The sequence below is a fragment of the Gloeomargarita sp. SRBZ-1_bins_9 genome (assembly GCA_039794565.1).
In the GTDB taxonomy this organism is placed as follows: domain Bacteria; phylum Cyanobacteriota; class Cyanobacteriia; order Gloeomargaritales; family Gloeomargaritaceae; genus Gloeomargarita.
Genome location: JAUQVX010000001.1, coordinates 383,610 through 404,721, shown reverse-complemented (window position 1 = coordinate 404,721; position 21,112 = coordinate 383,610). Strand labels below are relative to the sequence as shown.

The following is a 21,112-nucleotide window of genomic DNA, read 5'->3' as shown; positions in this document are numbered from 1 at the left end:
GATTGCTGTGTTGTTCTGAGGACGGTATGGCTTACCCTGATTTTAGTTATCTGCATCCCGACGCCCCGTTAGAGGTGCTCCCTTCCTACGACTATCAAGTGCCGACGACCGCCCTCACCCGGGAAGTGATGGCGTACATGAAGGATCACCCCGATATTCCCGGCATGATGATCGTAGAAGATGGTCAGGTCATTGGCACGATTGGGCGCCAGCGGTTTGAGTCCCACATGCAGCAGGTCTACAGCTCAGAAATCTATCCCAAGCGGCCGATTCAACTGCTGGTGGAGGTACTCAAGGCGGAGACGTTGCAATTTCCCAGCTCCACCCGCATTGTGGATGCCACGTTGGTCGCCCTACAACGCGCCCGCAGCTTGGTGTTTGAACCCATCGTCATCGAGTTCCCCGACGGCCAGTTGCGCTTGATTGATTTTCTGGTGGTCCTGCTGGCCCAGGCTTCTATCTTGAAAAAGTTGCTGCCTGCCTAGTCACCACAACCGACACTGGGCGTGATGGCGCAGCAGGTGGTCACACAGGACTAAAGCCACCATGGCCTCCACCATGGGTACAGCGCGGGGAAGGACACAGGGGTCATGGCGGCCCCGGGGATGCAGCATCACTTCCTCACCGGCCTGATTCACCGTGCGCTGGGGTTGCAGGATGGTGGCGGTCGGTTTGAAGGCCACCCGCAAGACGATGGGTTCGCCGTTGCTGATGCCCCCTTGGATGCCGCCGGAGTGGTTGGTGCGGGTGCGAATCCGGCCCTGGTCGTCCCGGTAAAACTCGTCATTGTGCTCGCGCCCCGTAAGTAACGTACCGGCAAACCCCGAACCAATCTCAAAGCCCTTGCTGGCCGGAAGAGACATCACCGCCTTAGCCAGGTCGGCCTCCAGCTTATCAAATACCGGCGACCCCAGCCCTACCGGCACCGAACGTACCACACAGCCGATGACCCCCCCCACCGAATTCCCCTCCTGGCGCATGGTTTCAATGAGTGCAATGGCCTTGGCGGCGACATCCGGGTCCGGGCAGCGCAGGATATTGCTTTCCACCTCCGCCGGGGTCACCTTTTCCGGGTCCACTTGGGCCTGTAAGTCCTTGACCCGTTCTACATAGGCCACAATTTCTGTCCCTGCTGCCCGCTGGAGGATTTTTTTGGCGATGGCCCCTGCGGCTACCCGACCAATGGTTTCCCGCGCCGAAGCTCGCCCACCCCCTTGCCAGTTGCGAATGCCGTATTTGGCCTGGTAGGTGGCATCGGCATGGGAAGGACGAAAGGCGGTGGCCATGTCTTGGTAGTCCTGGCTGCGGGCGTCTTGGTTTTTCACCAGGATGAGGATGGGCGTCCCTAGGGTTTGCCCCTCAAAGACCCCCGACAAAATTTCGCAGCGGTCCGGTTCTTGGCGAGGGGTGGTAATCGCGCTTTGTCCGGGACGCCGCCGGTCCAGTTCCTTTTGAATATCCTGAACATCCAGGGGTAAGCGGGGCGGGCAACCATCCACCACTACCCCCACTGCTCCCCCATGGGATTCGCCAAAGGTCGTGACCCGAAACAGATGCCCAAAGGTATTGCCCATGCTTGCAATTCTGCCAGAAAGGGGTTTAGGGTGACACTTCCGCCGGTGGTACCAGCCTATCCCGCTCCAGCAAGGGGTCCGGTTCCCCCAGCCAGTTAAAGTCGCTGATGCGCAGGAGAATTCCCCCTGCTGCCCGTTCCGGGTTGAAAAACACAGAAATCCCGTAGGTGCGGCGGCTATACTCCAGGCCGTAGGTGGCGTCAATGACCCGGGGATTGCCTCCATCCAACCGCAGAGCGATATTGGCGCTGGCCCGCAGGGGACCATAAATTTGCTGGGTCAGGCCGAAGCGCAAAATCTGCTGGTCCTCCTGCCGGTCAAAGAAAAAGGGGGATTTCTGGTTCAGGCGAAAACGGGGGGAGTAGAAAATGCTCAAGGCCGTGTAGTCTAGCCAATTGCGGGCAAAACGCCCCAACTGAGTAGTAAACCCCACATCCCCCCCCACCACCGTCTGCACCCGTCCGTTGCTGTAGAAGTTGGTAAAACTCACCGCCCCCAGCCCGATGGCAAAAAAGGGCGTCACCGGCACCGGACTAAACCGCAGCCCTTCCGTAGCCGTGGGGGGTAACGGTTTGCCCTGCCAGACCAAAAAACTGCGATTGACGTTCACGGCAGCCTGGTAGCGCATCAGGGTCTTTTCCTGGCCGGGGGGCGTGGTGTCGTCGCTCCTGGCCCGGATCACCCGCGCGCTGAGCAAGTATTGCAACTGTGTCTGGCCGTCCGGTCCCAGGGGAATGGGCTGGTTCGACGCCAAGGCCACCCCCGCCCCAAACCGCACCGTTTCAAAGCCCAACGACCCGTTAAATACCCGCTCCCGGTCGGCCACCTCGGCAATCACGCTGTGGCGGGGCAACCAGCGGTGCTCTAGTCGCAGTCGGATGCGCAGGCGCTCCTCCGGGTCCTGGAAATCCAAACGGCTCAGCAGGCTGTCGAGCTTCACGTCGGTTTGGGGGGTGACGTTAGCCCGCAACTGGGTGCGCAAGGCGAAATTGGTGCCCACCGGGGAAAAACCTTGCTCAAAGGTGCGCTGGACCAACAGGATAGGCGTGAGCCGAAATGATACCGTGGGTGTATCCACCACCTCGAAGGGGCGGCCAAGGTACAACCCCCCTAAATCCTGACGGTCATAGCCGATTTCCACAGGGGCAGCCTCGCGGCGGCGGCGAGAAATAATCACCCGGTCCCGCAGCAGGGGCACACTCACCCGCTGGTCAAACACCAACCGTCCCCCTTCTGCTCGCACTTCACTGTCGCCATCCGGCAGGCGGGTCAAGGTGGCCCGGCGCGCCCGCAATTCCAACTCCGGCGGGTCAAAGGGGTCGTTAGTAATGCGCAAATTGGTAGCCGTGCCGTTGCCTTGGGCATCGAAGGTGAGTTCATCGGCCGTGAAACGGCGCAATCCCTGGCCGGGACGTTCCACTGCTTGCGGCGCCGGAATGATAGGGGGCGGTGCTGTGGGTTCCCCTAGGCGTGGGCCATCGGGGAGACCCGGTTCCAAGGGCTGGACCCGCACCCCCCCCCGCACCTGGAAAAACACCCCACTTTCCGCGGCCAGGTCATATTCCAAACGCTTACCCCGCAGGACCTCTTCCCCCCGAGTGAGCACCACCTCCTCCCCCGTCGCCACCGCCTTGCGGGTAATGAGATTCACCTCCACCTCGTCGGCCCGGAGAACCACGCCCCGGTAGCGCATCACCACATTACCCGTGGCCGTAAAAACCTGCGTTTGTTCGTTGAAGGTCTGGCGGTCGGCCTCCACCTCCACCCGTTGCTGGGGGTCTATCGCCTGGGCGATCCGCTCCCACAGGGGCAAAGTCGTGTAGTCAATATCCCGAACCGACGCCGGGCGCACCTGCTGTAAAACGGTCACTCCCGACGCTACTCCCGGCGTTGGGGGAGCTATGTAGGGCATTGTTCATTCCACCTCACACCACCCACGTGTCGGACGCTCGTTGGTCAACCCTATTCCAAATCCCGCCGTTTGGGGTTGCGGGAGGGGTCGCCCGAGAGAAACCCGAACACAAACAGCAGGACAAAAAAGGTAATGACCGCGTAAACCGTGTATTTCAAAGTCAGCATCGTTCCATCCCAGCGTTCACCATTCGTATCTTAACACCCCCTCCGGCCCAGCCTTGTCACAATGGTAAAGTATGGCCCCGATTCTGCTGCTGACCGACTTTGGCCACCAGGACCACTACGTGGGTGTGCTCAAGGGGGTTATTTTGCGGCTTTGTCCCCAGGCGGTGGTGGTGGACTTGAGTCATAGTCTTCCCGCCTACCAGTGGCAAGCGGCCCAGTTTCTTTTGCAGCAGGCGTACCCCTACTTTCCCCCCGGCGCCATTTACCTGGTGGTAGTAGACCCCGGCGTGGGCAGCTCCCGACGTCCCATCGGGCTGCGTACCCCCTGGGGCTACGGGGTGGGTCCGGACAACGGTATTTTCACCCCCTGGTTCGACCAAGCGGACACGGTTGTGGTACTCAACAATCCCCGCTACTGGCGCAGCCCTACCCCCAGCCAGACGTTTCACGGGCGGGATATTTTCGCTCCGGTCGCGGCGCATCTAGCTGCCGGTGTTCCGTTGGCGGAACTGGGGGAACCCCTGGACCTGGGGACGCTGGTGCGCTGGTTACCCCCGTCGCCGGTGCGACTGGCCCAGGGCTGGCAGGGGCATATCCAGTACATTGACCATTTCGGGAATCTGGTGACGAATCTGCCGGCGACGCTGATTCCTGCCAACTGTCAACCGCGGGTGGTCCTAAGGGGTCAGGGCATCCCCTGGGGGCGGTGCTACAGCGATGTACCGGTGGGCGCTCCCATTGCCCTAATAGGCAGTCATGGCTATGTGGAGATTGCGTGTCACCAGGGCCATGCCGCCCAGCGGTTCGGTGTTAAGATGGGGGATGCGGTCACGCTGGAGCTTACCGATACCATTTCCTAGGGCATGGACCCCACAGGCAGCATCTATCGCATTTTGGATGCCAATTTGGACCGGGCGCGGGAGGGCTTGCGCGTAATTGAGGAATGGTGCCGCTTGGGCCAAAACGACCCCCACTTGGCGGAGCGCTGCAAAACCTATCGCCAGGAATTGGCCGGCTGGCACCGCCCCGAATTTCGCCAGGCTCGGGATACGGCTAATGACGTCGGTACCGGATTGAGCCACCCCCAGGAAGCCCACAAGCCCGATGTGGCCGTCCTGTTGCAAGCCAATTTCGCCCGGGTGCAGGAGGCGCTGCGGGTGCTGGAGGAATACGCCAAGTTGGTGGATGGAGCCATGGCCCAGGCGATGAAGCAGTTGCGCTACCGGGTGTATGAACTGGAAACGGCGGCCACCGGTGGCGAACGGCGACAAAAACTGCAGCAGGCCCATTTGTATCTCATCACCATGCCCACCCCCCAGCTGTTGGCAACGGTGGAGGCGGCCTTGCAAGCGGGGGTCCGACTGGTGCAGTACCGGGATAAGGCAGCCCCCGACGGCCAGCGTTTCGAAATGGCCGGGAAATTGGGTGAGCTGTGCCATCGCTACGGAGCGCTGTTTCTTGTCAACGACCGGGTGGACCTGGCCTTGGCAGTAGGGGCGGATGGGGTGCACCTGGGACAGCAGGATTTGCCCTTGCCGGTAGCGCGCCGGTTGCTGGGGCCGGAACGACTGCTGGGGTGTTCGACCACGAATAGGGCAGAACTGGAGCGGGCCATCGCTGGGGGTGCAGATTATATCGGCGTTGGCCCTTTTTATGCCACCCCCACCAAAGCGGACAAACCCCCCACCAGCCGGGAGTACATCGCCCACGTTCTCCAGACTTGGCCCAAACCCTGGTTTGCCATTGGCGGCATTGACCTGGAAAACCTGCAGGAGGTGTTGGCCCTGGGGGCACAGCGGGTAGCGGTGGTGCGGGCGATCATGGGAGCAGCAGACCCCGGTGCCGTTACGCAGCGGTTTTTGCGCCAGCTATCCCGACTATGACTGCTTTGTGGCAGGCGGTCAACCAGGTCATCAGCGAGCGCACGGGCCAGCCCTTTGCCGGGCAACCCCGGGGGGGTGCAGGTGGGGGATGCATTCATGCCAATCAGGTGGTCAGCGATGGCCGGCGCCAGTTTTTTGTCAAGGTCAATCGCGCCGCTGCCCTGGATATGTTCATTGCCGAGGCCCAGGGGTTGCAGGCACTGTGGTCCACCTGCACGGTGAAAGTGCCCCGAGTCATCGGTTGGGGGGAAGCGGATGGCCAGGCCTTTTTGGTGTTGGAATACCTGTCTTTGCAGCGACGGGGGGACTGGTTCCACATGGGGCAGCAACTGGCGCAACTGCACCAGCGGGGCCAAGGCCAACGCTACGGCTGGGAACGGGATAACTACATCGGCGCGACTCCTCAAAAAAACGCCTGGTGTGACGATTGGGCCACCTTTTTTTGCCAGCAACGGTTGATGTATCAGTTTCAGTTGGCCCAGCGCCGGGGAGGCCGCTTTCCGCAACTGACGGCGTTTTTAGAGCGAGTGCACCGACTACTCCAAGATGTACCCGTCGAACCCGTCCTGGTGCATGGGGATTTGTGGGGGGGCAATGCCGCCTTTACCAGCCAGGGGGAACCCGTGCTCTTTGACCCCGCCGTGTACTATGGGCACCGGGAAGTGGACTTAGCTATGAGCGAATTGTTCGGTGGTTTCCCCGAGACGTTCTACCAGGGCTACCAAGCAACCTGGCCCCTGACGCCCGGTTACCCCCAGCGCAAGGTCATCTACAACCTCTACCACATCCTTAATCACTTCAGCCTGTTTGGTGGCAGCTACTTGGACCAGGCCCTGGCCATGATGGCGCAAATTCAGTCAATGGCCGGCTGACTCATAGCCCAACAGCAGCAGTTGATTGGTGCCCTGACTTTGGGCCTTCTGGAGGGCGACCTGGGCCTGAGACCACACCCCCTCTGGATCGCCGCTGGTTTCGGGGGTGAGGACAACCCCCCCCAAACTGACGGTCACCGGAAGCGAGAGTTCGGTTGTCAAGCTCACTGGATGCTCAGCAATGGCCTGGCGCAGGACGCGACCGAACTCATAGGCCCGCTGCGGTGTCAGCCCCAGCGTTACACAGGCAAACTGAGCCGTCTCCACCCGGTATAACAAACTGCCCGGCAGGGAGCGGCTTTGTAACCGGCGGGCCACCACCGTCAACACTTGCCGTCGCACCTCGGGCCGGTATTGGCTTTCCCAGGCGGGCCAATCATCCACCTGGAGCAGCCACAGACTGCCGTAGCGGTAGTAGAGCACGTAGTTTTCATCAATGGGGCCCTCCGGAGGGCGTTCCCCAATCTGGCGCAGCAGTCCCGGTAAGGCCGTGCGAAAGGCCCGCTCATTCAACACCCCCGTTTCCTCATCAATCAGGGACATGGAGGCCAACAAATGGTACTGGTCCTTGAGGCGTTGGTTGGCCTCCATCAGGGAACGGGTCAATTGCCGCACCCGCAAGGCCGCCCGAATCCTAGCCCGCAATTCCTCGGCGTCAATGGGTTTGCAGATAAATTCATCCGCCCCCGTATCCAGCCCCAGCACCCGGTCGGCCGCATCCTCCCGCGCCGTCAGCATCAGGAAGTAAATGTGTTGCAACTGGGGGTCCGATTTCACCCGGCGACATAGCTCAATCCCAGAAATACCGGGCATGGACCAGTCGCTGATGATCAAATCCGGGGGCGATTCACAAATGGCCGCCCAGGCCTCCTCCCCATTGGCAGCCGTTTCCAAAATATACCCCCCCTCCTCCAGGTACTGGGCAATGAGTTCTCGCACCACCATACTGTCATCAATGACCAGGATGTGGACCGGGTCGTGGCGGCTGGTTACGGTCATGGTCGTTACTGGCTCAACCCTGTCTTTATGGTCGCACACCGCTGTCCCTAAGTCACCTAACCTTCCCGGTCATAGCCCGGCCAGAGGCGACGGATTACTAACTTTTCCAACTCCACCCAGACAAACACCAGGGTGCTAAAGGCCAAGCAAATGCCCATCTCCTGGGGCGGCAGATAAAACACCCGGAAAAACCGGCGCAGGGGCGGGACATAGACGATCAACAGTTGCGCCAGGGTCATCAATCCCACCGCCCCCCAAATCCAGGGGTTACTACGGGGAGACAGTTCAATGAGCAAGCGGCTATCGGAACGGGCGGCCAGGGCATGGCCCATCTGGGCTAAACACAACGTGGTAAACACCATCGTCTGCCAACGCTGCGGGTCCAGGCCACCGGCGGTATGGGTTTGGGTGTAATCAAAGGCCCAGACCATGAGAGCGATGGTCACGGTGGAAAACACCAGCCCCACCCGGACCATGTAGGACCCAAGACCCCGGGCAAAGATGCTTTCCTGGGGGTCTTTGGGGGGTTGGTGCATGACGACGGCTCGCCCCGGTTCCACCGCCAGCGCCAGCGCCGGAATGCCATCGGTGGCCAGATTCATCCAGAGAATTTGCAAGGGCGTCAAGGGCGAACCCCCCAACCCCAGCAGCGGCGCCATGGCAATCGTAATCACTTCCCCAATGTTACTGCCCAGGATGTAGCGGATAAAGCGCCGGATATTGCTATAGACCACCCGCCCCTCCTCCACCGCCGCAACGATGGTGGCGAAATTGTCATCCAGCAGGATCATGTCGCTGGCTTCTTTGCTCACATCCGTCCCGGTGATACCCATAGCCACGCCGATATCCGCCTGTTTGAGGGCCGGGGCATCGTTCACCCCATCCCCGGTCATAGAGACGATATGCCCTTTTTTCTGGAACGCCTGTACGATCTTGAGCTTGTGTTCCGGGGAGACCCGCGCATAGACCGTCACCCGTTCGACCTGCTCCACCAGGGCCTCCAGGGTCAAGGTCTCCAGGTCCCGCCCGGTGAGTACCCCATCCCTGGGTCGCCAGATGCCCAGTTCCTTGGCGATGGTACAGGCGGTGAGTTGGTGGTCGCCCGTGATCATCACCACCCGAATGCCGGCGGCATGGCAACGGGCGACGGCGGTTTTGGCTTCGGGACGGGGAGGGTCCATAAGGCCCACCAATCCCAACCAAATCAACCCCTGCTCCAGGTCATCGGCATTGGGGCCCGGTGGCAGGGCATCCAGGGACCGGTAGGCCAACCCCAGCACCCGCAGCCCTTGACTCGCCAAGACATTGTTTTGCGCCAGGATGTGTTGCCGTTGCTCCGGCGTGAGCGGTTGCACCTCCAGGCCCCGTTGCACCTGGTCACAACAGGCCAAGGTCAACTCCGGCGACCCCTTGCACAGCAGCAAGAACTCCCCCCGCACAAAGGCAAATAAGGGTTGGTCATCCGTGTCCACCACCACACTCATGCGCTTGCGTTCCGAAGAAAAGGGAAACTCCGCTACCCGCAGCAACCCGTAGCGCTCCTGCGTCAAACCCGCCTTGGCCGCCAGGGGGATCAACGCCCCTTCGGTGGGGTCGCCGAGGATCACCCATTCCCCCTGCTCCTGTTTCCAGGTAGCGTCGTTGCACAACAGGCCCGTCAGCAACAGGGACATCACCTCCGGGTGGGCCTGGGGAGCAAAGGGGGTGTGGTCAGGGCCGAAGAATTCGCCGTTGGGTTCGTAGCCCTTGCCCGTCACCTGGATATAGCCCAAATCCGGTAGGGCCAGCGCCTGCACCACCATCTTGTTTTGGGTCAGGGTGCCCGTCTTGTCCGAACACACCACCGTTACCGAACCGAGGGTTTCGACAGCGGGTAAACGGCGAATCAGGGCCTGGCGTTGCATCATCCGCCGGGTGCCCAAGGCCAGGGTAATCGTCACCACCGCCGGTAGTCCCTCGGGCACCACCGCCACCGCCATGCTCAGGGACACTTCCACCAGCGTGCCAAACATCCCAGGATCGTATAGGGTGCCGGCGGTCACCACCAGAGCTACTAGGGTCAAGGCCCCGGTCACCAGGGTTTTCCCTAGTTGGTCCATGCGCCGTTGCAGGGGGGTGGGTTCGACTTCTACCGTCTCGAGGGCCGAGGCAATTTTCCCCAGCTCCGTGTTCATCCCTGTTTGGGTGACCACCAGCGTGCCCCGCCCGTGAACCACCTCCGTGCCCATGAACCCCAAATTTACCCGGTCGCCCACCTCCGTCTGGGGGGGTAGGACTACATCCGCCTGTTTGGTCACGGGTAAAGCTTCCCCGGTGAGCATGGCTTCCCGCACCTGGAGATTGGCGGTCACCAGCCAACGCCCGTCCGCCGGAATTTTATTGCCCGCCTCCAGGAGCACCACATCCCCCGGCACCAGCTCCGGCGCATCCACTTCTTGCACCTGTCCGCCCCGGATCACCCGCACCCGGGACGCTGACATTTTTTTCAGGGCCAGCAGGGCCTGTTCCGCCTTGCTTTCTTGGATATACCCCAGCAGGCCGTTGAGCACCACAATGGCCAAAATCGCCAGGGTGTCCTTGGGAAAGACCAACTGTTGGGATTGGATCGACTCCAAAACATCCAGCAGCCCGGACACCAGGGCCACCACGATCAACAGCACCAACATCACGTTTTTGAACTGGTCCAGGAGGATGTCCCAGCGACTGCGGGCATGGGTTTCCTGGAGTTCGTTGGGGCCGTACTGGGCTAAACGGCGTTGCGCCTCTGCCGCTGCTAAACCGTCGGGACTGGTTTCCAGATAGGTTAGAGTGTCACCAATGGATAAGCTATGCCAAGCGGGCGTGGTACAGTCAGGGGAAACGGTCATGTCCGCGGTGTAGATACCTAGTTTCCATCCTAGGGGGTAGCCGAATGGTTGAACAGGGGTGTGAAACGCTGGCCCTAGGCATTGACTGCGGTACATCGGCCCTGAAGGTCCTGGTGATCGATCCCCAAGGGGCTGTGCACCACACGGACCGTCAACCCCTGGCAGACCCCGCTGACCCCCGGCAATGGCGCTTGGCTCTGGAGCAGGCCCTGCACGGGATTCCCCCGCCTCTGAAACCCCGTATCCACCACATCGGTATAGCCGGTACATCGGGGACGGTATTGCTCACCGACCGTCAGGGGGAACCCATCGCCCCAGTTCTGCTTTACAACGATGGGCGGGCGGTGGTCTGCCTGGAGGAACTGCAACGCTATGGGCCAGGCCCCCATCTGGTGCTCAGTGCGACATCGGCCCTGGCGAAATTGTTTTGGTATGGGCAGCAGGGATTCCTGTCGCCGGATACCTACTTACTACATCAGGCGGACTGGCTGGGCTTTTGGCTGCACGGGCGACTAGGGGTGAGCGATGAGCACAACGCCCTCAAGCTCGGCTATGACCCCGGCGCACGTTGCTACCCGGATTGGGTGAGGAATGTGCCGTTTCCTGTACATCTGCCGGAAGTTCTCAGGCCGGGAACGGTGGTGGGGCCGTTGCGCCCGGAGGTGGCCCGGGAGTTGGGGTTGCCGCCGGATTGCCAGGTGCACGCGGGGACAACCGATAGCACGGCCGCCTTCATCGCCAGTGGGGCGCAGCGGTTGGGGGATGGGGTGACATCCCTAGGCTCAACACTGGTGCTGAAATTGCTCAGCGACCGACGGATTGACGACCCGGCCACCGGGGTCTATAGCCATCGCCTGGGGGACCGATGGTTGGTGGGGGGCGCCTCCAACACCGGGGGTGCCGTGCTCAGCCACTTCTTCTCTTCCCAGGAATTGGCCCATCTGAGTGCCCAGATCGACCCCCCTGTCCCTTACGACTTGGGGTACTACCCGCTGCTGCAACCCGGGGAACGCTTTCCCATCTGTGACCCCCATTTGGAACCCTGCCTGGAGCCGCGCCCAGAAAAACCCGTGCTGTTTTTACAAGCCCTGCTCACGGCCATGGCCCGTATCGAAGCCCAGGGATACCGCCTGTTGCACACCCTGGGGGCACCGGCTGTGCAACGGGTGTTCACCAGCGGCGGAGGCAGTCACAACCGGGCCTGGCAGGCCATCCGGCAACAGATGTTGGGGGTGCCGGTGCTGGTGGCGCAACAGCAGGAGGCGGCTTGGGGAGCAGCCCGCTTGGCCCTGGGGTTGCCGGTAACGGGAAACCCTGAGATAAACTGTTAAGCAGTGTTAAAAGTTGACTAACCATGCGGGTGGCCATCGTTGGGGCAGGTCTGGCGGGTTTGGCGGCGGCGGTGACGCTGGTGGACCAGGGGCATCAGGTGACGGTGTATGAAGGCCGCCGGTTTGTAGGGGGCAAAGTCGGCAGTTGGCAGGACGACCAGGGCAACCACATCGAAATGGGTCTGCATGTCTTTTTTCATAACTACGACCACCTGTTTGCCCTGATGCGTCAGGTGGGGGCCTATGAAAATCTCCTGCCCAAAGACCATGTGCATACATTTGTGAACCGGGGGGGGCGTTTGGGGCATTTGGATTTTCGTTTTCCCTTGGGGGCGCCCTTTCACGGGTTAAAGGCGTTTTTCACCACCGAACAGCTCACCTGGTGGGACAAGTTGCGCAATGCCCTGGCGCTGGGAACCAGTCCCATCGTGCCGGGGTTGCTGGATTACGAGGGAGCCATGCGGCAAATCCGGGCTTTGGACCGCTACAGCTTTGCCGATTGGTTTCGCCGGCACGGGGGGTCGCAACATAGCCTAGAGCGCCTGTGGAATCCCATTGCCCTGGCTTTGGGGTTTATCGATACGGAGCAGATTTCCGCCCGCTGTATGCTCACCATCTTTTTAATGTTTGCCGCCCGCACGGAGGCTTCCCGACTCAACATGCTCAAGGGGTCCCCCGACACCTATTTACATCAGCCCCTGGTGCATTATATCCGGGAGCGGGGGGGACAAATTTTTACCTCGAGCCGGGTGCGCCGAATCGAATTTGCCGACATCAACGGGGAAACACGGGTGACGGGGCTGGTGGTGGCCCGGGGGGACCACGAGGAACTTGTCACAGCCGATGCCTATATTGCCGCCTGCGATGTGCCGGGGATACAGCGGCTGTTGCCCCTGCAATGGCGGCGCTGGCCGGAGTTTGACCGGATTTACAAGCTGGATACGGTACCGGTAGTGACGGTGCAGTTACGCTTTGACGGCTGGGTGACGGATGTAACGGGGACTGGGGGCAAGGGAATTGACAATTTGCTCTACAGCGCCGATGCCGATTTCTCTTGTTTTGCCGATTTGGCCCTCACCAGTCCGGCGGATTACTACCGGGAGGGGCAAGGCTCGCTGCTCCAGGTGGTGCTGACGCCGGGGGACTGGTTTATCCCCATGCCCAACGAGCAAATTGCCCAGCATGCCCTGGCCCAGGTGCGGGAGCTTTTTCCGGCCGCCCGCCGCCTCCACCTGACCTGGTATAGTGTAGTGAAGCTGGCCCAGTCCCTGTATCGGGAAAATCCGGGGATGGAGCCGTTCCGCCCGCCCCAGAGGACACCCATTCCCAACTTTTTCCTGGCCGGGAGCTACACCCAGCAGGATTATATTGACAGCATGGAGGGGGCGGTGATTTCTGGGCAGCGAGCGGCGCAAGCCGTGTTGGCCTATGGGGGGTAGCGGCATGGGGGAATGGTGCGAGCATACGGTGCAGGTGACGGTGGACGTGCCGGTGAGCCTGGCCTGGGCCTTGTGGTCGGACCTGGAGCAAATGCCCCGCTGGATGCAGTGGATTCGTTCGGTGGAGGTGTTGCCGGACCGACCGGAGCTGTCCCGCTGGCACCTGGCGACCCGGGGATTGGATTTCTACTGGGAGTCCCGCATTGTCAAACAAATTCCCCACCAGATCATCCAATGGGAGTCAGTGACGGGGCTGCCCAACCGGGGAGCCGTACGCTTTTACGACCGGGGGCCGCAGTGTATTGTCAAGTTGACCGTGGCCTATGCCCTGCCCGCCTGGGTGAGCCAGTGGGTAGACGGCCTGGTGGGCCCCCATGTGGAACGCACCCTGCAAGCGGACCTAGAGCGTTTCCGGGACTACAGCCAAAACCTAGCCCCCGCAGCACTGGCGCAACCGCTGAATTAGACGCGAGTTTTCCGCCGGCGTGCCGATGGTGAGACGCACCCCCCCACCCGTACAGCGCACCACCGTGCCCAGATCATAGAGTTGTTGGTGGAGCTGCTCGGGCGTGACCCCCGTGGGCCGGATAAACAGAAAATTCCCCTGACTGGGCCAGGTTTGCAGACCAGGAAGCCGGCGCAGTTGAGCCAAGACCCGCTCTCGTTCAGTGAGAATCTCCGGGATGACACTCAGTAGGGGACGGCGTTGCGCCAGCGCCAGTTGGGCCGCCAGCAACGAAAACCCACTCAGGTTGTAGGGCAACCGCACCTGCTCCAGGGCCTTGGTCACCTCGGGATGGGCAACGGCATAACCAATGCGCAAATTGGCCAGGCGAAACGCCTTAGAAAAGGTACGCAAAATCAGCCAGTTGGGATGGCGAAGCAACACCGGCAACAGGGTATCTTGGCTGAATTCAAAGTAGGCCTCGTCAACCACCACCAGCACCTGTGGGGGCAACTGCTGCAGCCAGGCCCGCTCCGCCGCCGTTAGCCCATTACCAGTGGGGGAATTGGGATGCACCACAAACACCACCCGGATAGGTTCTTGCCGGATCAATTGGTCGGCCCGGGTCAAATCCATGGCAAACCCCTCCGCGCGCCCGGCATCCCATACCGGAATCCCCAAGGTTCGCGCCAGGATTTTGTACATGGAAAAGGTGGGTTCGGCGATGAGAATCCCGGCGTTTTGCCCTAAACAAGTCGCAATCAAAATCGAGCGAATCAACTCATCAGAGCCGTTGCCAATAGTCAACCAATCAACGGTGAGTTGGTTTGGGGCATCCGCTTCCAGTTGTTCCCTTAAGTACTGCAGCAACTCCTGTTTCAAGTCGGTGTGGGCGCTGTCGGGATAGCGGTTGTTGTGGATGTCCTGCCGGTAAAGCCAGACCAGTTTTTCCTTGAGCGCCGGCGGCCAATCCCAGGGGGATTCATTCCCGTCGAGCCAATCCAGCCCGCTTTCCCGCACCGGGGGATGATAGACTGTCAAACCGGCCAAATCCGGTCGCAAACAGGGCAACATTCCCACCTTAGATAATCATCCCATCGGGAATGGTGGCATTTTTAATCACCACCACAATACCGCTGCGGATATAAAACCCCAAAGCCTCCCGGTCCGCCTCCTGTACCCAATCTTTGTTAATAATCTGCACATCCCGACCGATACGGGCATTTTTATCCACGATACAGCGGCGAATCACCGTATTTTCCCCAATTCCCACTGGAATGTGAGAATCCAGGGGGTCAGGAAACCGTTGTTCATAGGGTTCGTAAAAGTCCGCCCCCATCACCAACGTATCTTCAATCACACAGCCAGACTGAATCCGCGAGCGCACCCCCAACACCGAATGGCGCACCCGGCACTCCTTCAAAATACAGCCATCACTAATGAGGGATTCCACAATTTCGCAGTTCAACAACTTCGAGGGGGGCAGGTAGCGCGAGCGGGTATAAATCGGGGCCTTTTCGTCGTAGAAGCTAAAGGGGGGATTGGGCTGCTTGGTCAGCGCCAAATTTGCCTCGTAAAAAGACTCAATCGTGCCGATGTCCTCCCAGTAATCCGTAAACAAATACACCTGGATGTTGTAATCCTTGATGGCGGCGGGAATCACCTCCTTGCCGAAATCCGTGCGACTGGGGTCCTCCATCAACAACTTCTTGAGAATGTCTTTGTTGAACACATAAATCCCCATCGAAGCGATGTAGGGTTTGCGCAGGGCTTCCTCCAGAGACAACCCCAGTTGCGTCGTATCCACCCGCATGGCGTATAGGGCATCCCCCTTGGGTTTTTCCCGGAAATCCACCACCCGTCCCGTTTCATCAATCTTCAGCAGGCCAAACGCCGAAGCCCGCTTCTCCTCCACCGGAATCACCGACAGGGTAATATCGGCGTTAGTGCGGATGTGATGGCCGATAAACTGCCGGTAGTCCATACGGTACAGGTGGTCCCCCGACAGGATCAAATACTGGTCCACATCCCAGGTCTCAAACAGCCACATGTATTGGCGCACCGCATCCGCTGTCCCCTGGAACCACCCGGGATTATCCGGCGTTTGCTGAGCCGCCAGCACCTCCACAAACCCATCTAAAAAGCCGGCAAACACGTAAGTGCGGTTGAGGTGGCGATTCAAAGACGCTGAGTTGTACTGGGTCAAAACGTAAATTTTGTGAATCTCGGAATTGATGCAATTGCTGATGGGAATATCAATCAACCGGTACTTACCCGCCAAGGGAACCGCCGGCTTGGCGCGCAGCTTGGTCAAGGGGTAAAGCCGTGTCCCCGCACCTCCACCCAGAATGATCGCCAGCACCCGCTTCATAACCTGTCCCTCCCTTGCGGTTGTCAGTACCAGTGTCCCCCAAGAGGGCGCCCTGCCACAAGCCTCCCTGTATCCAGTTGTAGCATTTTCCGCCAGCCTCAACCGGTGAAATGCCAGGGTTCCCGGGATTCCCCCAGGCGCAAATACCCCAGGAGCGGGATGACGATCAAGGCCATCAGCGCCACCGACAAGGCCGCCCCCAATGGCCAATCCAGGGTTTTCAAAAACTGACTCTGCACCAGATTGCCCACCATTAAACTTTTGGCACCCCCCAAAAGATCGGGAATGATAAAACTACCCACCGCCGGAATAAAAACCAACAGACATCCCGCCGTGATGCCCCGTGCACTTAACGGGAGCAACACCCAATAAAACACCTGCCAGAAATTGGCCCCCAAATCCTGGGCCGCCCACACCAGGGTAAAATCAAACTTCTCCAGCGCACTATACAAAGGTAGAACCATAAAAGGCAAATACCCATACACCAGCCCGATCCCCACCGCCAAAGGGGTAAACAACAGGTTCAACGGCTCGCGAATCAACCCCAGGTGCAGCAACAGAGAATTAATGACCCCCTGCTGGCCCAACAGCACCATCCAGGCGTAGGTGCGCACCAAAAAATTGGTCCAAAAAGGGATGATCACCAACAACAACAGCACCGTGCGGCGGGGACGCGGTTGCGTAACCAACCACAAGGCCAACGGATACCCCAACACCAGACAGGCCACCGTCGTTCCCACAGCCAACGCCACCGACCGCAGGAAAATCTCCAGGTAGGTAGGATTCCCCAGACGCAGGTAATTCGCCGCCGTCCACTGCCAAGCCACATTGCCATAGCCCTGGGAGGTCAAAAAACTATAGACCACCAACAGCCCCAGGGGCAGGACAAAAAATACACCCAGCCACAGGGTAGGAGTAATTAATAGGACACGCCACAACCACCAGGAACGGCTCCCCACCGGTCCAACCCAGGTCATACGGCCAACTTTAATTTGCCATAGTTAGCGGGAAACCGGTGCCTTGGCGATATAGCGCTCCGCCACCGCCCGCAGTTGTTCCGGCGTCGCCGGTTTTTCCAGGACCTCGTTGGCCCCAGCCAAACGCGCCCGCGCCCGGTCCAGCAACCCCCCGTTGGCCGTGAGCAACACAATCGGTACCTCCTTCAACCCCGGCGCCTTGCGCAACAGGGCACAGATTTCCAAACCGTTGACCTCAGGAAACAACCAGTCTAGGAAGATCAACTGGGGGCGCGCCTGGATCAAGGTCCCCAACCCCCGCAGCGGGTCCTCCAGCGTCAGGACCTCAAAGACCTCCCCCAGGGCCTGCACCACATTGCGCAAACACACCGGGCTGTCATCCACACAGGCCACCAGGGCCTTGGGTTGGGTTTCTGCCGGGGGCGCCAAGTCCGCCACCTGCTCCAATCGCAGGTAACCTTCCCGCACCAACGCCAGCAGCGATTGCCCCACCAACGGCAGTTCGGCTCCCGTCTCCAGGGCCAAATCCCAGAACGTATGGTCCCCATCGCACAGGCGACTCAAGGTGAGATAGGTCTGGGGACGCACCCGCTGCGCCAACCGCCGCTGGTCGTTCAACCGGGGCGCCATATCCGGGGACGTAGCCCGCAACCCCACCTGCTGCCACTGCTGCCACAGGCGCATCACCCGCTGCCATTCCGCCGTCGGCCCCAGCAAAACCATTTCTCCCGGCAAACGCGCCTCCGTATCCCACAAGCCCCGCACCTGCCCGACCCCCAGCTGGGCTAAGGTCAACGTCTGGGCCAGGTCAAAAAATACCTCCGTTACCGCCCCCTGGATCACCTGCTGGGCTTGCTCCCGGGAGATCTGCCTAGCGGTAAGCGCCGCCAACAGGGCCTCGTACTCCCAGGGCGCCTCCGGTTTGCCCGCCTGCTGGGCCAGCTCTGGAGCCAGTCGTTGGGTTAACCGCCGCCAGCGCCGATAGCGATGGACACCCCCAGTGGCCCACAACAACCGGCCCCCAAAAAACCACAACCGCCATTGCTGCCGACCGTTGCTGAGTTGCAGTTCCCCCGCTAAACGCTGACCCTCGACCTTTGACAACACCGCCCCCAAATCCGCAACCGGAAACGCCTGACCCGCCATCGCCACCTCCTGTGACCGTGAACCTACAGGTACGCGTTTCTCAATTTTAATAATCCTTTGCAAATCCTGCAACATTTCTTAACCATTGAATAACCTAGGACATTTGCTTTTCAGCTTAACAGCTCTAGACGGGCATTTGCCAGACTCCTGCCCAGGCTTATAGCCTAGTATAAGCTTGCTTTTGTACTAACAAAATAAGTATAAAATACTGGTAACATTCCCTAATTTCTCTTAGGAGCGGGACGCTCAAGGTCGGTAGCATCGTAATTTTACTTAGGTAATTTCCCTAGGGCGAGCCAAGCGGGCAAGTGTGCCAGATGAAGATTAAATTGGGGTTAAATTTTGTGAAACCCCTGGATAACTCCCGGTCTTCGTCACGAGTCCTGCACCTTGGGCGGGGGTGAGGTGGCTGGTTACAATGGGGGTACATTCAGTTGCGGACGTGGCCATGCCCGAATCGGTGACCGGTTTGCCGCCGTCGTTGCAGGCAATTGTGGAACGGCTCCAGCGGGCCAATCCGGCGCGGATGAAATACGAATTACTGATTCGCTACGGCCAGAAGTTGCCGCCGTTTCCCGAGACCCAGCGTGTGCCGGACTATCAGGTCAAGGGGTGTGTCTCCCAGGCCTGGCTGGCGACCCATTTGGACGAGCAGGGGCGGGTGCACATTGACGCTGATGCGGACTCCCAATTGGTCAAGGGTTTGCTGGCGATCCTAGTCTTGGGGTTGGGTGGTCTGACACCGGCAGAAATTTTAGCGGTGCCCCCTGATTTCATCAAATTGACGGGGCTGGATGTGAGCCTGACGCCGTCTCGCAACAACGGTTTTATGAGCGCAGTGCAGTTTTTGAAAAGGCAGGTGGCCGCTTACATTCCCCCCACCCCTGGCGCTGATTAATAACTGAACTGAATTTTACCCCTTCTATAACCTTTTCTTTACCAAGGCATGGTAAGTTCTCGGCGAAGACGGCTGTGGGCTGATTGTCAAGGAAGTGAACCTAATTGGGGGCTACTCCGTATCAGAAAGGGGGTTGGAGGATAGGAAGATGCCCAAAAGATGGTTTGGTTTACCACGACGGTTGATGAGCTTTTTGGCCCTGTTTGCAGTGGTGGCGGGGCTAACGGCGGCCTGTGATTTTGGCGGCGGGCCTATGTCGGAGTTGCCCCTGGCAGGTGATGTTAGTCTTGTGGGACTGGGAGCCTCCTTCCCGGCGCCCTTATACACTAACTGGGCAGTGGGGTTGGCTCAAAAGCACAACCAAATTCGGGTGGATTACCAGTCCCAAGGCAGCGGCGCGGGGATCGAAAATTTTATCCAGCAGAACGTGGATTTTGCTGCCAGTGACATCGGCCTACCCGAAAAGGACATCCCCAAGATACAACGGGGGGTGTTGATGCTGCCCATGACGGCGGGGAGTATTGTGGTGGCTTACAATGTGCCGGGGGTGCCGGATGGCTTGAAACTGACCCGGGAAGCCTACGTGGGCATTTTCAGCGGTCAGATTCGCCGGTGGAATGACCCGAAAATTGCAGCGGCCAATCCGGGGGTGAATCTCCCCGACCAGCCGATTACGGTGGTACACCGCTCCGATGGCAGTGGGACAACGGCAGTCTTTACCAAGCACCTGAGCGCCATTAGCCCGGAGTGGCAAAGGCAATTCGGTGAGGGGACGACCATCCAGTGGCCCAAGACAGGGAATTTTGTGGGCGCCCGTGGCAATGAGGGGGTGACGGCCCAGATCCAGCAAACCGCCGGTGCGATTGGCTATGTGGAGTATGGCTACGCCAAGACCAACGAACTGAATACGGCGGCCCTGGAAAATAAAGCAGGCAACTTTGTCCAGGCTGGGCCGGAAACCGGTGCGGCTACCTTGGCGGCGGTTGAACTGCCGGAAAATATGCTGGCTTTTATTAGCGACCCGGAGGGGGAGAATTCCTACCCCATCGTCACCTACACCTGGCAGTTGCATTACCGACAGCAGCCGGACCCGGACAAGGCGGTGGCGCTGGAGGTGTGGATTGAGTATGGTTTGAATGAGGGGCAACAGGTGGCGGATAGCTTGGGGTACATCCCCTTGCCCAAGACGGTGCGGGAGCGGATCGCCAAAGCGGCTGACGTCATCAGCGACAAGTACACCATTACCCTGAAGAACGCCGCATGACCACAGCAACCCCTGTCCCGGCGGAGATGGGTCGGCGGTCCCGCTCTCCCCGGGAGCGGTTGATCGACCGGCTGTTTGTGCGTTTGACGCTGGCCCTAGCGGTGGCAACGGCGGTGTTGCTGGCTTTTATCGGGCTGGTGATTGCCTGGCAGGCGGTGCCGGCGTTGCAGCGGTTTGGGCTGGGGTTTCTGATCCATTCGGCCTGGAATCCGGTGCCGGGGCGGGAGGATTTCGGTGTGTTGCCCATGCTCTATGGCACGCTGGTCAGTTCCATCATTGCCCTGCTGATTGCGGTGCCCCTGGGGTTAGGGACGGCCATTTTCTTAAGCGAAGATTTCATCCCGCCCCAGCCGCGTATGGCCATTTCTTTTCTGGTGGAGTTGCTGGCGGCGATTCCCAGTGTGGTGTACGGGTTGTGGGGGATTTATGTGCTGATTCCGGCGCTGCTGCCGGTGGGTCACTGGTTGCATGCCCATCTGGGTTGGCTGCCCCTGTTTGGTACCGAGCCGGTGGGACCGGGGATGTTGCCGGCATCGTTGGTGCTGGCCATCATGGTGCTGCCGATTTTGACGTCGATTGCCAAGGATTCCCTGGAGGCGGTGTCGCCGGAGTTGCGTCAAGCGTCCTTGGGTTTGGGGGCGACCCGGTGGTGGACGATTTTTCGGGTACTGATTCCGGCGGCCATCTCCGGGATCATTGGGGGGACGATGCTGGGCCTGGGGCGGGCGCTGGGGGAAACTATGGCGGCCACCATGCTCATCGGCAACGCCAATCAGTTGAATGTTTCGTTGCTGGCGCCGGCCAATACGATTGCGTCTTTGTTGGCGAATCAGTTTCCTGAAGCGCGGGGGATTCAGGTGTCGGCGTTGATGTATGCGGCGCTCTTGCTCATGCTCATGACGCTGCTGGTGAATATCCTGGCGGAGCTGATCATCCAACGGCTGCGGGCGAAGTATGAATGAAGGTG

19 protein-coding genes are annotated in these 21,112 nt (G+C 59.9%); 10 read left to right on the top strand and 9 right to left on the bottom strand.

From position 1 onward, the window contains the following. The first annotated feature begins 26 nt into the window (after positions 1-26). Entirely contained in the window at positions 27-485 is a 459-nt protein-coding gene (locus tag Q6L55_02240) for a hypothetical protein (protein MEN9257540.1), read from the top strand. Here Q6L55_02240 and aroC read toward each other — a convergent pair whose 3' ends face one another. The 3 genes from aroC to Q6L55_02225 are packed head-to-tail and all read right to left on the bottom strand — an operon-like array spanning position 486 to position 3,653. Continuing rightward, positions 486-1,574 carry a chorismate synthase gene (aroC, locus tag Q6L55_02235; GenBank protein MEN9257539.1) on the bottom strand — a complete coding sequence of 363 codons (1,089 nt, stop codon included), beginning with the start codon at positions 1,572-1,574 and terminating at the stop codon, positions 486-488. A gap of 25 nt (positions 1,575-1,599) precedes the next feature. Further along, the gene (locus tag Q6L55_02230; protein MEN9257538.1) at positions 1,600-3,486 is read right to left on the bottom strand and encodes a DUF3769 domain-containing protein; all 1,887 of its coding nucleotides are present in this window, start codon (positions 3,484-3,486) and stop codon (positions 1,600-1,602) included. A 50-nt stretch (positions 3,487-3,536) separates the two neighbouring features. After that, entirely contained in the window at positions 3,537-3,653 is a 117-nt protein-coding gene (locus Q6L55_02225; protein ID MEN9257537.1) for a photosystem II reaction center protein I, read from the bottom strand. Between the two features lie 71 nt (positions 3,654-3,724). Here Q6L55_02225 and Q6L55_02220 point away from each other — a divergent pair, with 71 nt between their 5' ends. Genes Q6L55_02220 through Q6L55_02210 form a run of 3 tightly spaced genes read left to right on the top strand, consistent with a single transcriptional unit; the run spans position 3,725 to position 6,408 of the window. Continuing rightward, complete coding sequence (locus Q6L55_02220; protein MEN9257536.1) at positions 3,725-4,513, top strand: SAM-dependent chlorinase/fluorinase; 789 nt, start codon at positions 3,725-3,727, stop codon at positions 4,511-4,513. A 3-nt stretch (positions 4,514-4,516) separates the two neighbouring features. Next, on the top strand, positions 4,517-5,536 hold the full coding sequence (locus Q6L55_02215) for a thiamine phosphate synthase (GenBank protein MEN9257535.1): 1,020 nt from the start codon (positions 4,517-4,519) through the stop codon (positions 5,534-5,536). After that, a complete protein-coding gene (locus Q6L55_02210) occupies positions 5,533-6,408 on the top strand; it encodes a fructosamine kinase family protein (GenBank protein ID MEN9257534.1) in 876 nt (291 codons plus the stop codon). Before Q6L55_02215 ends, Q6L55_02210 begins: the two co-directional genes overlap by 4 nt. On the opposite strand, the gene Q6L55_02205 is transcribed toward Q6L55_02210, so the two are convergent. Together Q6L55_02205 and Q6L55_02200 are read right to left on the bottom strand one after the other, a co-directional pair. Then, the gene (locus Q6L55_02205) at positions 6,394-7,407 is read right to left on the bottom strand and encodes a response regulator (GenBank protein ID MEN9257533.1); all 1,014 of its coding nucleotides are present in this window, start codon (positions 7,405-7,407) and stop codon (positions 6,394-6,396) included. The genes Q6L55_02210 and Q6L55_02205 overlap by 15 nt on opposite strands. A gap of 56 nt (positions 7,408-7,463) precedes the next feature. Next, positions 7,464-10,274, bottom strand: a complete 2,811-nt coding sequence (locus Q6L55_02200; GenBank protein MEN9257532.1) for a cation-transporting P-type ATPase — start codon at positions 10,272-10,274, stop codon at positions 7,464-7,466. A 44-nt stretch (positions 10,275-10,318) separates the two neighbouring features. On the opposite strand from Q6L55_02200, the gene Q6L55_02195 reads away from it, so the two are divergent. The 3 genes from Q6L55_02195 to Q6L55_02185 are packed head-to-tail and all read left to right on the top strand — an operon-like array spanning position 10,319 to position 13,510. Then, positions 10,319-11,605: an FGGY-family carbohydrate kinase gene (locus Q6L55_02195; GenBank protein ID MEN9257531.1), complete on the top strand. Its 1,287-nt coding sequence runs from the start codon at positions 10,319-10,321 to the stop codon at positions 11,603-11,605. 23 nt (positions 11,606-11,628) lie between these two features. Continuing rightward, positions 11,629-13,044, top strand: a complete 1,416-nt coding sequence (zds, locus tag Q6L55_02190; GenBank protein MEN9257530.1) for a 9,9'-di-cis-zeta-carotene desaturase — start codon at positions 11,629-11,631, stop codon at positions 13,042-13,044. After that, the gene (locus Q6L55_02185) at positions 13,034-13,510 is read left to right on the top strand and encodes an SRPBCC family protein (GenBank protein MEN9257529.1); all 477 of its coding nucleotides are present in this window, start codon (positions 13,034-13,036) and stop codon (positions 13,508-13,510) included. The genes zds and Q6L55_02185 overlap by 11 nt, the downstream gene beginning before the upstream one ends. On the opposite strand, the gene Q6L55_02180 is transcribed toward Q6L55_02185, so the two are convergent. The 4 genes from Q6L55_02180 to Q6L55_02165 all read right to left on the bottom strand — a co-directional run bounded on the left by Q6L55_02180 (position 13,475) and on the right by Q6L55_02165 (position 17,983). Next, complete coding sequence (locus tag Q6L55_02180) at positions 13,475-14,563, bottom strand: histidinol-phosphate transaminase (GenBank protein MEN9257528.1); 1,089 nt, start codon at positions 14,561-14,563, stop codon at positions 13,475-13,477. The genes Q6L55_02185 and Q6L55_02180 overlap by 36 nt on opposite strands. Before the next feature lie 7 nt (positions 14,564-14,570). Continuing rightward, entirely contained in the window at positions 14,571-15,860 is a 1,290-nt protein-coding gene (locus Q6L55_02175) for a glucose-1-phosphate adenylyltransferase (protein ID MEN9257527.1), read from the bottom strand. A gap of 98 nt (positions 15,861-15,958) precedes the next feature. Further along, complete coding sequence (locus tag Q6L55_02170; GenBank protein ID MEN9257526.1) at positions 15,959-16,837, bottom strand: ABC transporter permease; 879 nt, start codon at positions 16,835-16,837, stop codon at positions 15,959-15,961. Between the two features lie 24 nt (positions 16,838-16,861). Further along, positions 16,862-17,983, bottom strand: coding sequence for a response regulator (locus tag Q6L55_02165; protein MEN9257525.1), 1,122 nt, complete (start codon positions 17,981-17,983; stop codon positions 16,862-16,864). Between the two features lie 448 nt (positions 17,984-18,431). On the opposite strand from Q6L55_02165, the gene Q6L55_02160 reads away from it, so the two are divergent. From Q6L55_02160 to pstC, 3 genes are all read left to right on the top strand, one after another. After that, entirely contained in the window at positions 18,432-18,881 is a 450-nt protein-coding gene (locus tag Q6L55_02160; protein MEN9257524.1) for a SufE family protein, read from the top strand. A gap of 148 nt (positions 18,882-19,029) precedes the next feature. Beyond that, a complete protein-coding gene (pstS, locus tag Q6L55_02155) occupies positions 19,030-20,145 on the top strand; it encodes a phosphate ABC transporter substrate-binding protein PstS (protein ID MEN9257523.1) in 1,116 nt (371 codons plus the stop codon). Next, positions 20,142-21,107 (top strand): phosphate ABC transporter permease subunit PstC, encoded by a 966-nt coding sequence (pstC, locus tag Q6L55_02150; GenBank protein MEN9257522.1) that lies wholly within the window; start codon positions 20,142-20,144, stop codon positions 21,105-21,107. The genes pstS and pstC overlap by 4 nt, the downstream gene beginning before the upstream one ends. Positions 21,108-21,112: the final 5 nt, after the last annotated feature.

Excerpts from the sequence above, each read along its gene's own strand:
- Q6L55_02210 (MEN9257534.1), top strand. The coding sequence starts at position 5,533 with ATGACTGCTTTGTGGCAGGCGGTCAACCAGGTCATCAGCGAGCGCACG.
- pstC (MEN9257522.1), top strand. The coding sequence starts at position 20,142 with ATGACCACAGCAACCCCTGTCCCGGCGGAGATGGGTCGGCGGTCCCGC.
- Q6L55_02215 (MEN9257535.1), top strand. The coding sequence starts at position 4,517 with ATGGACCCCACAGGCAGCATCTATCGCATTTTGGATGCCAATTTGGAC.
- pstS (MEN9257523.1), top strand. The coding sequence starts at position 19,030 with ATGCCCAAAAGATGGTTTGGTTTACCACGACGGTTGATGAGCTTTTTG.
- Q6L55_02185 (MEN9257529.1), top strand. The coding sequence starts at position 13,034 with ATGGGGGGTAGCGGCATGGGGGAATGGTGCGAGCATACGGTGCAGGTG.
- Q6L55_02175 (MEN9257527.1), bottom strand. The coding sequence starts at position 15,860 with ATGAAGCGGGTGCTGGCGATCATTCTGGGTGGAGGTGCGGGGACACGG.
- aroC (MEN9257539.1), bottom strand. The coding sequence starts at position 1,574 with ATGGGCAATACCTTTGGGCATCTGTTTCGGGTCACGACCTTTGGCGAA.
- Q6L55_02195 (MEN9257531.1), top strand. The coding sequence starts at position 10,319 with ATGGTTGAACAGGGGTGTGAAACGCTGGCCCTAGGCATTGACTGCGGT.
- Q6L55_02165 (MEN9257525.1), bottom strand. The coding sequence starts at position 17,983 with ATGGCGGGTCAGGCGTTTCCGGTTGCGGATTTGGGGGCGGTGTTGTCA.
- Q6L55_02200 (MEN9257532.1), bottom strand. The coding sequence starts at position 10,274 with ATGACCGTTTCCCCTGACTGTACCACGCCCGCTTGGCATAGCTTATCC.
- Q6L55_02240 (MEN9257540.1), top strand. The coding sequence starts at position 27 with ATGGCTTACCCTGATTTTAGTTATCTGCATCCCGACGCCCCGTTAGAG.
- Q6L55_02170 (MEN9257526.1), bottom strand. The coding sequence starts at position 16,837 with ATGACCTGGGTTGGACCGGTGGGGAGCCGTTCCTGGTGGTTGTGGCGT.
- Q6L55_02160 (MEN9257524.1), top strand. The coding sequence starts at position 18,432 with ATGCCCGAATCGGTGACCGGTTTGCCGCCGTCGTTGCAGGCAATTGTG.
- Q6L55_02180 (MEN9257528.1), bottom strand. The coding sequence starts at position 14,563 with ATGTTGCCCTGTTTGCGACCGGATTTGGCCGGTTTGACAGTCTATCAT.
- Q6L55_02205 (MEN9257533.1), bottom strand. The coding sequence starts at position 7,407 with ATGACCGTAACCAGCCGCCACGACCCGGTCCACATCCTGGTCATTGAT.
- Q6L55_02225 (MEN9257537.1), bottom strand. The coding sequence starts at position 3,653 with ATGCTGACTTTGAAATACACGGTTTACGCGGTCATTACCTTTTTTGTC.
- zds (MEN9257530.1), top strand. The coding sequence starts at position 11,629 with ATGCGGGTGGCCATCGTTGGGGCAGGTCTGGCGGGTTTGGCGGCGGCG.
- Q6L55_02220 (MEN9257536.1), top strand. The coding sequence starts at position 3,725 with ATGGCCCCGATTCTGCTGCTGACCGACTTTGGCCACCAGGACCACTAC.
- Q6L55_02230 (MEN9257538.1), bottom strand. The coding sequence starts at position 3,486 with ATGCCCTACATAGCTCCCCCAACGCCGGGAGTAGCGTCGGGAGTGACC.